This window comes from Caulobacter sp. GW821-FHT05F04 (assembly GCF_059419665.1).
The window spans coordinates 111,071-124,324 of the sequence record NZ_JBWKSF010000006.1 but is presented as its reverse complement, the minus strand read 5'-3'; the positions used below and the strand labels follow the sequence as shown (position 1 = coordinate 124,324).

Annotated in this window: 10 protein-coding genes; 5 read left to right on the top strand and 5 right to left on the bottom strand. The window is 68.2% G+C overall.

The window, feature by feature from the left end; genetic code table 11:
* The first annotated feature begins 20 nt into the window (after positions 1–20).
* A complete protein-coding gene (locus AC07R7_RS16740; protein ID WP_494635948.1) occupies positions 21–1,046 on the top strand; it encodes a phosphatidylinositol-specific phospholipase C domain-containing protein in 1,026 nt (341 codons plus the stop codon).
* Between the two features lie 68 nt (positions 1,047–1,114).
* Here the strand turns inward: AC07R7_RS16740 and AC07R7_RS16735 are convergent, their stop codons facing one another.
* From AC07R7_RS16735 to AC07R7_RS16725, 3 genes are read right to left on the bottom strand one after another with little or no spacing between them, the layout of a single operon-like run.
* Entirely contained in the window at positions 1,115–2,536 is a 1,422-nt protein-coding gene (locus tag AC07R7_RS16735) for an amino acid permease (protein ID WP_492884047.1), read from the bottom strand.
* 52 nt (positions 2,537–2,588) lie between these two features.
* Complete coding sequence (locus AC07R7_RS16730) at positions 2,589–3,791, bottom strand: M24 family metallopeptidase (RefSeq protein ID WP_494635947.1); 1,203 nt, start codon at positions 3,789–3,791, stop codon at positions 2,589–2,591.
* Positions 3,788–5,053: an NAD(P)/FAD-dependent oxidoreductase gene (locus AC07R7_RS16725; protein WP_494635946.1), complete on the bottom strand. Its 1,266-nt coding sequence runs from the start codon at positions 5,051–5,053 to the stop codon at positions 3,788–3,790. Before AC07R7_RS16725 ends, AC07R7_RS16730 begins: the two co-directional genes overlap by 4 nt.
* 75 nt (positions 5,054–5,128) lie before the next feature.
* Here AC07R7_RS16725 and AC07R7_RS16720 point away from each other — a divergent pair, with 75 nt between their 5' ends.
* The 3 genes from AC07R7_RS16720 (at position 5,129) to AC07R7_RS16710 (ending at position 7,902) form a co-directional block, all read left to right on the top strand.
* A complete protein-coding gene (locus AC07R7_RS16720; RefSeq protein WP_494635945.1) occupies positions 5,129–6,028 on the top strand; it encodes a dihydrodipicolinate synthase family protein in 900 nt (299 codons plus the stop codon).
* Between the two features lie 115 nt (positions 6,029–6,143).
* A complete protein-coding gene (locus AC07R7_RS16715) occupies positions 6,144–7,142 on the top strand; it encodes a 4-hydroxyproline epimerase (protein ID WP_494635944.1) in 999 nt (332 codons plus the stop codon).
* Between the two features lie 112 nt (positions 7,143–7,254).
* Positions 7,255–7,902: a GntR family transcriptional regulator gene (locus AC07R7_RS16710; protein ID WP_492884040.1), complete on the top strand. Its 648-nt coding sequence runs from the start codon at positions 7,255–7,257 to the stop codon at positions 7,900–7,902.
* A 10-nt stretch (positions 7,903–7,912) separates the two neighbouring features.
* On the opposite strand, the gene AC07R7_RS16705 is transcribed toward AC07R7_RS16710, so the two are convergent.
* Positions 7,913–9,136, bottom strand: a complete 1,224-nt coding sequence (locus AC07R7_RS16705; RefSeq protein WP_494635943.1) for a hypothetical protein — start codon at positions 9,134–9,136, stop codon at positions 7,913–7,915.
* Between the two features lie 99 nt (positions 9,137–9,235).
* Here AC07R7_RS16705 and AC07R7_RS16700 point away from each other — a divergent pair, with 99 nt between their 5' ends.
* Entirely contained in the window at positions 9,236–11,518 is a 2,283-nt protein-coding gene (locus AC07R7_RS16700) for a S9 family peptidase (RefSeq protein ID WP_494635942.1), read from the top strand.
* Between the two features lie 141 nt (positions 11,519–11,659).
* On the opposite strand, the gene AC07R7_RS16695 is transcribed toward AC07R7_RS16700, so the two are convergent.
* A complete protein-coding gene (locus AC07R7_RS16695; RefSeq protein ID WP_494635941.1) occupies positions 11,660–13,246 on the bottom strand; it encodes a S10 family peptidase in 1,587 nt (528 codons plus the stop codon).
* Positions 13,247–13,254 lie beyond the last annotated feature (8 nt).

The window sequence follows — 13,254 nt, the reverse complement described above, 5'->3', positions numbered from 1 at the left end:
TTCCTTCCCATGAGGTCGCCATGCGCCCGCTGTTTCTCGCCGCCGCCCTGTCGGTCGTCGCCTTCGCAACCCAGGCGGCCGAAGCGCCGCGGATCAACGGCCTGCGTTGGCTGGGCTCGCACAACAGCTACCGTCCCGAGCTTGATCCCGCCGCCCTCGCGCACCAGCGCCAGGTGATGGGCGAGCGCTCGCGCGGCGTCGAATACGGCCATCCGCCGATCACCGCCCAGCTGGATCTGGGCGTCCGGCAGCTGGAATTCGATCCCTACGCCGACACGGCCGGCGGCCTCTACGCCGCCCCCTACGCCAACGACCCGGCCAAGCTCGCGATCATGGAGACGCCGGGCGCCAAGGTGCTGCACGCCCCGGTCGTCGACGCCCGCACCCTGTGCCTGCGCCTGTCGGACTGCTTCGCCGAGGTGGCGACGTGGTCCAAGGCCCACCCCGATCACCAGCCGATCGTGATCTTCGTCAACACCAAGGAAGAGCCGTTCAACACCCCGGCCATTCCGAACCCTCCGCTGTGGACGGAGGCCGACTTCGCCGGCCTGGACGCCGACGCGATCAAGGCGTTCGGCCGCGACCGGATCATCGCGCCGGACGACGTCCGAGGCGCGCGCGCCACCCTGCGCGACGGCGTGACGGGCGGCGGCTGGCCCACGGTCGACGGCGCGCGCGGCAAGGTCCTGCTGGTGCTGGACGCCAATCCCCGCATCGAGGAGGCCTATCGCGCGGGCCATCCGTCCCTGAAGAACCGGATGCTGTTTGGCCTCTATGCCGACGACCAGGCCGAGGCGGCGGTGTTCAACATCCAGGACCCGCGCCCGGCTCAGGCGATGATCAAGGCGCTGGTCGCCCAGGGTTTCCTGGTCCGCACCCGCAGCGACGCCGACACCACCGAGGCCCGCAACCACGATCTCGGCCGTCTCGAGGCTTCGGTCAACTCGGGCGCGCAGATCATCAGCACCGACTACTATCCCGGCGCGCCGGACCCGCTGGGCCTGGGCTTCGTCATCCGCCCGGCCTGGTTCGACGCCGCGCATTGACGGCGGCTGCGGCCTTGCGCTGAAGAGAACGTCGGCGGCGGGCAGCCGCCGCCGACGGGTTACGGGCCTCAGGTCGCCGTCGAGGGCGTGTTGAGGAAGCTCTTGCGACGGCCGTAGAGCAGGTAGACGACGATGCCGACCAGGTTCCACACCAGGAACCGGCCCAGCGTCGCCGGCGGCAGGCTGATCATGAAGTAGAGGCAGCCGACCACCGCCAGCGGACCGACGACCCACACCGCCGGGCAACGGAACAGACGCGGCAGGTCGGGCTTGGTCACCCGCAGCACCATCACGCAGACGGCCACGCAGATGAAGGCCAGCAGGGTGCCGGCGTTCGACAGCTCGGCGATCTCATCCAGCCGGAACAGGCCCGCGACCACCGCCACGAAGGCGCCGACCATCAGGGTCAGCATCACCGGCGTGCCGCGACGGGGATGCAGCTTGCTGAGGCTGTGCGGCAGCAGGCCGTCGCGCGACATCACGAAGAACACCCGCGTCTGGCCGAACATCATCACCAGGATCACGCTGGGCAGGGCGATGACCGCCGCCGCCGCGATGGCGACCGCCGCCCAGGGGTGGTTCAGGCTGCGCAGGATGAAGGCCAGCGGCTCGCCGCTGCGGGCGAACTCGCTATAGGCCCAGGCCCCGACCGCGCAGGTGGCGACCAGCATGTAGATCAGGGTGCTGACGATCATCGAGCCGACGATGCCGATGGTCAGGTCGCGCTTGGGGTTCTTGACCTCCTCGGCCGAGGTCGAGACGGCGTCGAAACCGAAGAAGGCGAAGAACACGATCGCGGCGGCCGCCATGACGCCGCGCGTGTGGCCGTTCACGGTCTCGGAGGCGAAGCCGTAGGGCATGAACGGCGTGAAGTTCTCGGGCTTCAGCGCCGTGATGGTCAGGAACACGAACACGGCCAGGGCCAGGATCTTGATGGCCACCAGGGCGATGTTGACCACCGCGCTCTCCTTGGCGCCGCGGATCAGCAGGGCGGTGACCGCCAGCACGATCAGCACCGCCGGCAGGTTGACGATACCGCCGCCGTGCGGTCCGGCCAGCAGGGCCGCCGGCAGGACGATGCCGGCGCTTTTCAGCAGGCCGACCATGTAGCCCGACCAGCCCACCGCCACGGCGCTGCAGGTCACTGAATATTCCAGCACTAGGCTCCAGCCGACGATCCAGGCTAGCCCCTCGCCCAGCACGGCGTAGGCGTAGGTGTAGGCGCTGCCGGCCGCCGGGATCATGGTGGCCATCTCGGCATAGGTCAGGGCGGCGAACACGCAGAGCACGCCGCAGGCCGCGAAGGCCAGGATCACGGCGGGGCCGGCCCGCTCGGCGCCGATGCCGGTCAGGGTGTAGATGCCCGTGCCGATGATCGCGCCGATGCCCAGGGCGATCAGGTGCGGCCAACTGAGCGTCGGCTTGAGGCGGCGGCTTTCCTCGACGCGGAGCACCGCGTCCAGCGCCTTGCGGCGCGTCCAGAAGGTCATCAGTCCCAGTCCCCTGTTGCTGTCGCGCCCGGCCCCCTCGCCGGTCCGCGCTTTACGAAAATGGCCTGTCGATCGAGGCCGAAGGCTTGGTGAACCAGGCCGCGCCATCGGGCGTGACATGGAAATGGTCTTCGAGCCGGACGCCGAACTGGTCGGGCAGCACGATCATCGGCTCGTTGGAAAAGCACATGCCAACCGCCAGCGGGGTCGTGTCGCCGCGCACCAGATACGGCCCTTCATGGATCGACAGGCCGATGCCGTGGCCGGTGCGATGCGGCAATCCTGGCAAGGCGTAGTCGGGACCCAGGCCATGACGTTGCAGCACGTCGCGCGCCACCTGGTCGATCACCTCGCAAGGCACGCCGGGTCGCACGGCCGCGAAGGCGGCGGCCTGGGCCTCATGCTCGATCGCCCAGATCCGCCGATGCTCGGCGCTGGGCGTTCCGAAGACATAGGTGCGGGTGATGTCGGAGTGGTAGCCGTCGATCTGACAGCCGGTGTCGATCAGCACGAGGTCGTCCTCGGCCAGGCTCTGCTCGCCCGGCACGCCGTGCGGATAGGCGCTGGCGACGCCGAACTGCACCGCGCAGAAGGTCGAGCCGTTGTCGGCCCCGCAGGCGCGGTGGGCCGCGTCGATGAAGCGCTTGACCTCGCCGGTGGTGATCCCAGGGCGCAGGATCGCGGCGGCGCGACGGTGGACCTCCAGGGTCAGGCTCTTGGCGTACTGCAGCAAAGCCAGCTCGGCCGGCGACTTGATCCCCCGGCAGCCGTCGACGACCGGCGCGGCGTTGAGGACGACGAGGTTGGGCGCGGCCTTTCGGACATCGTCGAAGGCCCGGAACGACAGGGCCGGGTCGAAAGCCAGGGTGGTGACGCTCAGCGTCTTCAGTGTCTCGGCGACCAAAGCTCCGGGCGCCTCGTCCTCCTGCCAGAGGCGGATCTCGGCCTCGAGACCGAGGCTGGCTCGCAGCGAGCCGAGCTCGAAGGCCGGGCAGATCATGATCGGCTCGCCCTCGACGGGCAGCAGCATGGCGACCAGCCGCTCGGTCGCGCCCCAGGCGACGCCGGCGAAGTAGCGCAGGCTGGCGCCGGCCCCGATCAGCAGCGCCTGCGCGCCCAGCGCCCGTGTCAGGTCCCGCGCCTTGGCCAGGCGGGCCTGACGCTCGGCGGCGTCGATCGGCGCGGGCCGGCCAGGCGGCGGCGAAAGGCCCGCGAGTTCCTGTTCCGCGGAGGATCCGCCAATTTCGGTGGTCATGCCGCGATCTCCTTGGCGCGCCGCGCGGCGCCGGGGGCGAAACGGTCGAGGTCGAAGGGCGTCAGGTCAACCGACGCCACGCCGCCGCCGGCCAGGGCGGTGACGATCTCGCCGGTCGTCGCCGCCAGGGTCAGGCCCAGATGCTGATGGCCGAAGGCGTAGATCAGGTTCGGCGCGCGACGGCTGACGCCGATGGCCGGCAGGTAGTCGGGCAAGGTCGGACGCGCGCCCATCCACTGGCTGCGCGGCGCCGCCATCGGCAGGCCCAGCTCGTCCACATGCCGATGCAGGCGGGCCCATTTGCGCGGATCGGCCGGGGCGTCATGGCGGGCGAACTCGACGAAGCTGGCGGCTCGCAGCCGGTCGCCGAACCGGGTGACGATCATCGACCGATCCTCGAACACCACTGGCGGCAGGTCGCCCCAGGCCCCCACATCGCCTTCGATATGGTAGCCGCGTTCGGCGACGATGGGCGCGACGTGGCCAAGGCCCCGCATCAGGCCCCCACTGCCGACGCCGGCCGCCAGGACGACCTGGTCCGCTCGCGGCGCCTCGCCGTCGTCCAGCGCGACGACCGCGCGACCGCCCTCGAGCCTGAGCGCCGTGACCTTCGCCGCGCGTGTCGTTCCGCCCAGGGCCGCGAAGGTGTCGCGCAGCGCCCGCAGGGCCAGGCCGGGATCGCTGATCTGGCCGCTGTTCTCGAAACGCAGGCCGCCCGCCGGGGCGACGGCCAGACGGCTGGCGACCTCCAGCAGCTCGACGCCCTGCAGGTCGCGCGTCCGCGCAAGACCGATATTGGCGGCGCTCCAAGCGGCCCTGCCCTTTTCGGCGCTGGCCAGGCTCTCCCAGACGACGATGTGGCCGCGCTCGCGCAGCAGCTCCGGCCGGCCGACCGCGGCGACGAGACGTCGCCAGGCCGGAACCGCGTCGTTCAGCAAGGCGCCGAGCGCCGCCTTCCCATGATCGAAGGCGTCCGGCGCGCAGGCCTGGACATAACGTCCCGCCCAGGCGCCCCATGAGAGGATGTCGGCGAATCTGAAGTCCAACGCCCCGCCCCGCGGGAACCAGCGCGCCGGCGCCGATTTCAGCGCCTTCATCGAGGCGATCGGTTCGACCTGTTCTATGGCGATATGACCGGCATTGCCCCATGACGCGGACGGACCGGCGCCCTCGTCGATGAGCAGCACGTCAGCGCCCGCGCGTCGGAGACCCAACGCGCAGGCAAGCCCCACCACGCCTCCGCCGACAACGACTATACCCATTGAACAGCCACCAGGCCTTTACCTCGAGATCTCATATCGTATATGGTAGACGAACATCACAGAGGTGCAAGCGGTATGAATTCGATCTCCTGGCGCGGCGTCTATCCAGCGGCGACCACTCAATTCAATGCGGACTCGTCCATCGATTTCGAGGCGAGTCAGGGCGTCCTCGACGCCCTGATCAAGGACGGCGTCCACGGGCTCATCGTGCTCGGCACCTGCGGCGAAAACAACTCGCTTGACGCCGATGAGAAGCGCGCGGCGCTGAAAGCCGCCGTGGAAGTCGTCGCGGGGCGCGTTCCGGTGGTGGTCGGTGTCTCGGAAATGACCACCGAACGCGCCGCCAAGTTCGCCAAGGACGCCGAGACCATCGGCGCCGACGCCCTGATGGTGCTGCCGGCCATGGTCTATGTTCCGACCGAACTGGAGCTGGAGCACCACTTCCGCACGGTCGCGGCGGCCACCAGCCTGCCGCTCATGCTCTACAACAACCCGCCAGCCTATCGCGTTTCGATCACCACCAGCGTGCTGCAGCGACTGGCCGACGTGCCCAACATCGTCGCGGTCAAGGAAAGCGCGCCCGACACCCGCCGCTTCACCGATCTGCTCAACGTCTTCGGCGATCGCTACATCCTGATGGCCGGCCTCGACGATGTCGCGCTGGAAGGCCTGCTGCTGGGCGCCCACGGCTGGGTCTCGGGCCTGACCAGCGCTTTCCCACAAGAATCGGTGGCCCTTGTGGCCGCCATCGACCGCGGCGACCTGGCCGAGGCCCTGCGGATCTACCGTTGGTTCATGCCGCTGCTGCACCTCGACGCTGAACATGATCTCGTCCAATCCATCAAGCTGGCCGAGCAGATCATGGGCCGGGGCTCCGAGCGGGTCCGCGCGCCGCGCCTGCCGCTGGCCGGCGCCCGTCGCGCCGAGGTGACCGCCATGGTCGAGAAGGCCGCGGCGACCCGTCCCGTCGGCTAGATCATTGTTCGATCCAACCGGATCGGACAATGATCCAGGCTTCTGTTTGACGCATTTTCCGACGACCGGCCGGCGGCCGCTTCGTCGGAAAATGCTCTAGGACCACCAATCAGCCATGCGCCACACCTTCTTCTGTATTGACGGCCACACCGCCGGCAATCCCGTACGGCTGATCGTCGGCGGCGCGCCCCTGCTCCGGGGCGCGTCGATGAGCGAGCGCCGCCAGGACTTCCTGGAGCGCTTCGACTGGATCCGCACGGGCCTGATGTTCGAGCCGCGCGGCCACGACATGATGTCCGGCGGTTTCCTCTATCCCCCCACCCGCGACGACACCGAGGCCGGCATCCTGTTCGTCGAGACCAGCGGCTGCCTGCCAATGTGCGGCCATGGCACGATCGGGATGGTCACCTTCGCCCTGGAGAACGGCCTGATCACCCCACGCGTCCCGGGCCGCCTGAAGCTGGAAGTGCCGGCCGGCGTCATCGACATCGAATACAAGACGGCCGGCGACAAGGTCACGGCGGTGAAGATCGTCAACGTACCGGCCTATCTGGCGGCGACCGACATCGAGATCGACGTTCCGGGCCTGGGCCCGCTGAAGCTGGACGTCGCCTACGGCGGCAACTTCTACGCCATTGTCGAACCGCAGGGCGCGTACAAGGGCCTGGACGCGTTCAGCGCCCAGGACATTCTTCACTACAGCCCTATCGTCCGCGAACTCGTCCGCGAGAAGACCACGCCGGTCCACCCGCTGGATCCGACCATCCGCGGGGTCAGCCACGTCCTGTGGGCCGACGACCCCAGCACCGAAGGCGCCGATGGGCGCAACGCGGTGTTCTATGGCGACAAGGCCATCGACCGCAGCCCCTGCGGCACCGGCACCTCGGCCCGCCTGGCCCACCTTCACGCCAAGAACAGGCTCAAGGTCGGCGAGACCTTCGTGCACGAGAGCTTCATTCGCAGCCGCTTCATCGGCAAGGTCGAGGCGGAAACCGCGATCGGGGACCAGGCCGCGATCATTCCGTCCGTCGAAGGCTCGGCGATCTCGACAGGCTTCAATACGATCTGGATCGATCAGGCCGACCAGTTCTGGCGAGGTTTTCAAGTCGTTTAGGGCGTGGTCGACGATTTCTTGTTTGCACTGGCCGGTTACAGGGACCTATGACCGTTAAGGGCGCGCTTCGCGTCGCCAAGCCTTTGCGCTTCTTGAGAGACACGCCCACCCGATGACCATCGTCGTCCGCACCCTCTCCGACCAGACCTACGAACTGGTCCGCAAGCGCATCCTGCTGGGCCAGATGGGTCCAGGGACGCCGGTGCGACAGGACACGATCGCCGAGGAACTGGGGGTCAGCAAGATCCCGCTGCGCGAGGCCCTGAGCCGGCTGGAGCAGGACGGCCTGCTCAGTTCGTACCCGAACCGCGGCTACGTGGTGCGGCCGCTGTCGGCCGACGAGGCCAACGAGGTGTTCGAGCTGCGCCTGAAGCTGGAGCCCAGCGCGGCGGCCGCGGGCTGCAAGAAGGCCACGCCCGAGGATCAGCAGAAGGTCAAGACCGCCCTGGCCGCGCTCGAGACGGCTCAGCAGACCGGCGCGCCGGGCGACCACGTGTCGATGAACCGCGCCTTCCACATGGCGATGATCCGCCCCTCCGGCGGTCTGGTCACCTACCAGTTGCTCGAGCGTCTCCAGGTCCTGGCCGAGCGCTATGTGCGCGTCCACCTGGAGCCTTATGGCCGCGAGGCCCGCGCCGCCGAGGAGCATCGCGAACTGCTGGACGTCTGGCTGCGGGGCGACGCCGCCAAGGTCGAGTCCCTGACCGCCGCCCACATCCGGGGCACGATGAAGGATCTGCAGCAGCAGCTGTCGGCTTAATCTTCCAGGATCAGCGTCGTCGCGCCGTGATGATGGTGTCGATCTCGTCGGCGCGAGGGTTGATGAACTCCAGCTGGACGCGGCCGTCGGCCAGGGTCTTGACCGTGGCCGGGACCGAGCTGTTGGTCAGCACCCAGCCGGCGGGCAGCACCACGGTGTTCAACGGCCGGCCGAACGACCGGCGCCAGACCAGTTCGTCGCCAACCAGCTTGTAGCGCTCGGCGTCGGTATAGGTCTCGCTGAAGCGCAGGCGCGCGCTCTGGCCCGGCTTCACGGGATCGAAGTGGAACACGATAGCCTCGGTCTCGGGGGTGACGCCCTTCTGGTCTGGCGCGGCCTTCAGGATGTCGGCGCCCTTCAGCATCTCCCACTTCAGGGCCGCGCCGGTGTCGAGGTTGCGCGCCGATGGCTTGGAGGCGGCGCTGCCGGCCCGGACGATGTTGACATAGACCCCCACGCCCGGCCGGGTCTCGGTGTAGTCGTGATAGAGATTGAAGCTGTGGGTTTCCGGCGGCTGCAGGAAATACATGATCTCGCGGTTCTGGTGGGCGCGCTCGTCCAGCGCCTTGGCCAGTGACGAGGCGCCAGGCTTTAGGTTCGGCGAAGGCCGCGCCTTGATCACCAGCGGCGCCTGGGCCGGGGTGTTGTTCCAGAAGGCGACCTTGATGCGGCCGTCGACCTCCTGCAGCACCTGGGCCGGATAGTTGCAGGACACCAGCTCGTAGCCGACCGGCAGGACCACCGCGTTGCGCTTCACGCCCAGCGGCCGGTCGAAGACGATCAGCTCGCCCTCCTGATAGTAGCTCTTGGCGTCCTCGTAGGTCTTGTCGATCAGCACCCGGCCCTCGCCGCCGTCGGCCGGCACCGGATGGGCCAGCTCGACGCGGATATAGCTGCCGTCGGGGCTCGCGCCGCGCACGCCGCCGGCCTTGGCGACATCGCCCGACACGACATCGAACTTCAGCGGCTTACCGGTGGCGCGGTCGTTGACGCGCTCATCGGTGGCCACGCTGCCTTGCCGGATCGGGTTGTAATAGGCGATCGCCCCGGCGGTGCTGGCGGTGATCTCGTAGACGATCCGGAACTTGTGGCTGCCCGGGCCAAGCAGTTCGTAACGCGTATAGCCGTCGGACTCGGTCTGTTGCGGCGGCGTGGCGGCCGTCTGCGCTTGGAGCGGTCCCGCGAGCAGCAGCGTCAGGGCCGTCCCGGCCAGCGCCTTGCGAAATACCGACACGCTTCCCTCCCCTTTGGGCTTCACCTCGCCAAGCGCCACCGTATACATAATACGATAACTCGACGAGCGTCCTGAGGACTGTACATGCGGACTGGCGGAATGATCCTATTGGCGTTGGCCGTGCAGGCGACGCCGGCCCTGAGCCAAGTCACCGCTCAGGACATGACGCGCTCGCTGCGGCTGCGCGAGACGCAGATGTACCTGACCCGCGACGTCGCCGATCCGGCCGCGTGGTCGGGCGACGACAAGCTCTTCTACCGCAAGACGGTCGAGGGCGGCTTCGCCTTCGTCACCTACGACGTCAAGACCGGCGCCAAGACGCCCAGCTTCGACCAGGCCCGCATCGCCGCCGGCCTGGGCAAGGCCGCGAGCGCGGCCTTCGACCCGCTGCGGCTGCCGTTCGAGACCTTCACCTTCGCCGACAACGGCGCGGCGATCCGCTTTTCGTTCAACGAGACCGGCTGGCGCTGCACGCTGACCGACTACAGCTGCGCCGAGGCGCCCCGGCCGGGCCGGCCCAGCGGTTTCGGCGTGGTGCGCGACCTCTCCGTCCCCGCCGACAACCACCCCCGCCGCTCACCCGACGGCCAGTGGGAAGCCCGTGTCGAGAACTTCAACATCGCCGTACGCCCGGTCGGCGGCGCCTGGAAACGGATCAGCACCGACGGCTCGGAGGCCAACTTCTACGATCCGGAATCGATCGTCTGGTCGCCGGACTCGGCCAAGCTGGCCGCCTACCGCGTACGGCCCGGCTTCCGCCGCATCGTCTATCGCGTCGAGGCCCGCCCCGCCGACCAGGTGCAGCCCAAGCTTCAGACCCAGCTCTATCCCAAGCCCGGCGACGCGGTGGACATCGAGCAGCCGGTCGTTTTCCTGGCGGCCGAGGGCAAGCAACTGCCGACGCCGGACGACCTGTTCGCCAACCCTTACGACCTCTCCAAGCTGGAATGGCGCAAGGACAGCGCCACGGTGTCCTTCATCTACGAACAGCGCGGCCACCAGTTGGCGCGCGTGATCGAGATCGACGCCCGGACCGGCCAACCGCGCGCCGTGGTCACCGAGACGGCCAAGACCTTCATCAATGAGGGCCGCCGCTTCCGGCAGGACATCGACAACGGCCGCGAGGTCCTGTGGATGTCCGAGCGCGACGGCTGGAACCACCTTTACCTGTTCGACGGCAAGACCGGCGCTGTGAAGACCCAGATCACCAAGGGCCCCTGGGTGGTGCACCAGGTGCTGAAGGTCGACGAGGCCAGGCGGCAGGTCTACTTCGCCGCCAGCGGCATGGTCGCCAGCCAGGATCCCTACTTCCAGCACGTCTATCGCATCGGCTTCGACGGCAAGGGGCTGACGGCCCTGACCAGCGCCGACGCCTATCACGACGTGGCCCTGTCGCCGGACGCCAGCCTCTATGTGGACACCTATTCGCGCGTCGACCTGCCGCCGGTCTCGGAGCTGCGCCGCACCCGCGACGGCGGCCTGGTCGCCACGCTCGAGAAACCGGACATCAGCCAGCTGGTCGCCGCCGGTTTCAAGCCGCCCGAGCCGTTCGTCGCCAAGGGCCGCGACGGCAAGACCGACATCTACGGCCTGATCGTCCGCCCTCGGAGCTTCGATCCGAACAAGCGCTATCCGGTGATCGAGAACATCTATGCCGGCCCGCATTCCAGCTTCGTGCCCAAGACCTGGTGGCCGTTCGGCTATCACGCGGGCGGCGACAAGGTGGTGGGCATGCAGTCCCTGGCGGATCTGGGCTTCATCGTCGTGCAGATCGACGGCATGGGCACGCTGAACCGCTCGAAGGCCTTCCACGACGTGGCCTGGAAGAACCTGGCCGACTCCGGTTTCCCCGACCGCATCCTCTGGCACCAGGCCGTGGCGGCCAAGTACCCGTGGTACGACGTAAGCCGTGTCGGCATCTACGGCGGCTCGGCCGGCGGCCAGTCGACGGCCCTGGCTCTGCTCTACCATCCGGAATTCTACAAGGTCGGGGTGGCCTTCGCCGGCTGCTTCGACAACCGCATGGACAAGATCAGCTGGAACGAGCAGTGGCTGGGCTGGCCCGTCGACCAGAGCTATTCGGACGCCTCGGCGATCGACAACGCCTGGCGGCTGCGGGGCAAGCTGCTGATGATCGTCGGCGAGCAGGACAAGAACGTCGACCCCGCCTCGACCCTGCAGTTCGCCGACGCCCTGATCAAGGCCGACAAGGAGTTCGACCTGCTGGTCGTCCCGGGCGAAGGCCACGCGGTCGGCCGCTCCACCGGCCCGATCGACTACGGCCAGCGCAAGGAGTTCGAGTTCTTCCTGCGCCACCTGGCCGGCCAGGAGCCGCCGAACTGGAACGCCCGCGCGATGGTCACGCCGGTGGCGGCGCGCTGAAAGCCTGAAGATCCAAAACCCTTGTCATCCCGGAAGCCTCGCAGAGGCTGTCCGGGACCCAGGGGGAGCGTAAACGCTGTGCGCGCGGCCCCTGGGTCCCGGCTCTAAGCTTCGCTTCGGCCGGGATGACAAGGAGAGGGCTTAGTTGCCTTGGGTCGCGCTGTCGTAAAAGGCGTCGAGGTCCTTCTTGAACTGCGTGGTGACCGCCGGGTTGATGTAAACCATGTGCCCGGACTCGTAGTACTTGTAGGTCAGGTTCTTCCGCAGGGTCGGGTCGATCTGCATGTGCTTCAGGTCATACTCCGCCCCGAAGAACGGCGTGGCCATGTCGTAATAGCCGTTCTGCGACAGCACCTTCAGCTTCGGGTTCTGGCGCATGGCCATCGACAGGTCGAGCGCGGTGTCGGCCAGGGCCATCTGAGCGCCGCCTCCGCGTCCGCCCGGCGCCCTGTGCTTCTGGTCCCACTTTCCACCGCCGATCTGGGCGTAGTAGTTCGGCCGGTAGTTGAGCTTGGTCTTGTAGCCCAGCGTGCCGAACAGATACTTGTTCAGCGCGCCGATATAGGCCCCGCTGATTGAGGTGTCGGTGGCGTCGAACTCGGGGCTCTCGCCGCCGGCGTCGACATCGATGCCCTTGAAGCGCGAATCCAGGCGGCCAACGGTGCGCGACTGGTCACGCAACAGCTCCTTGCGGAACCGGCCCAGCTCGACGCGCAGGTCGACGCTGAGCAGGAACTTCTCTGACAGGCCGGTATAGGCGCTCATCTGCTTGGCGATGGCGGCGCGTTCGGCGTCGCTAAGGTCCGAGCCCTTGGCCATGGCCGTGGCATAGGGCCCGCGGGCCCACTCGCGCACCTCGGTCAGGAACGGCTCCAGCGTCGCCGGACGGTTCTGCAGTCGGTTGTGGTACCAGGCCGTGGCCGCGTAGCTGGGCAGATAGGTGACGAAGATCTGGTCGAAGCCCGGCTGGCGGATGCCGTAGTTCAGGATCGACGACAGCAGGACGACGCCGTTGACCTGCACGCCGCGCTCCTGCAGGGCGTGGACCAGACCGGCCGAGCGCAGAGTGCCGTAGCTCTCGCCGAACAGGAACTTGGGGCTGTCCCAGCGGTCGTTGATCGTCAGGTAGCGCATGACGCCGCGCGCGAAGGCGTCGATGTCCTGGTCGACGCCATAGAATTCCGGCCCCTTCGACTTGCCGATCGGTCGCGACAGGCCGGTGCCGATGGCGTCGATGAAGACGATGTCGGTCTTGTCCAGCATCGTCTCGTGGTTCTCGGTGATCTTGTAGGGCGCGGGCGCGGCGACATCGACCAGCGGCGTCTCGACGTGCACCGGACCGATCGAGCCCATGTGCAGCCACATGCTCGATGAGCCCGGGCCGCCGTTGTAGGTGAAGGTCACCGGACGCGGCGCCGAGCCCTTGGGGCGGTCGGCCACATAGGCGACGTAGAACATCGAGGCCACCGCCTCGCCGTCGTCGTTGCGGATGACGAGGGTGCCGGGGGTCACCGTGTAGCCGATGACCTTGCCGGCGACCGTGACCGAACCGCGCTTGGGCTGGGCGTCTTCCTCGGCGGTGGCCTGGGCCAGGTCGGGGGCGTCGACCTTGGCCTTGTCGGGCGCCTTGGCCGACGCCTCCGCGACCGGGGGCTTGTCCTGGGCCAGGACGGGCTGGGCCGCGAGGGCGGCCAGGCCCAGGGCGGCTATGAGGGGGTACGCACGCATGGAAATCT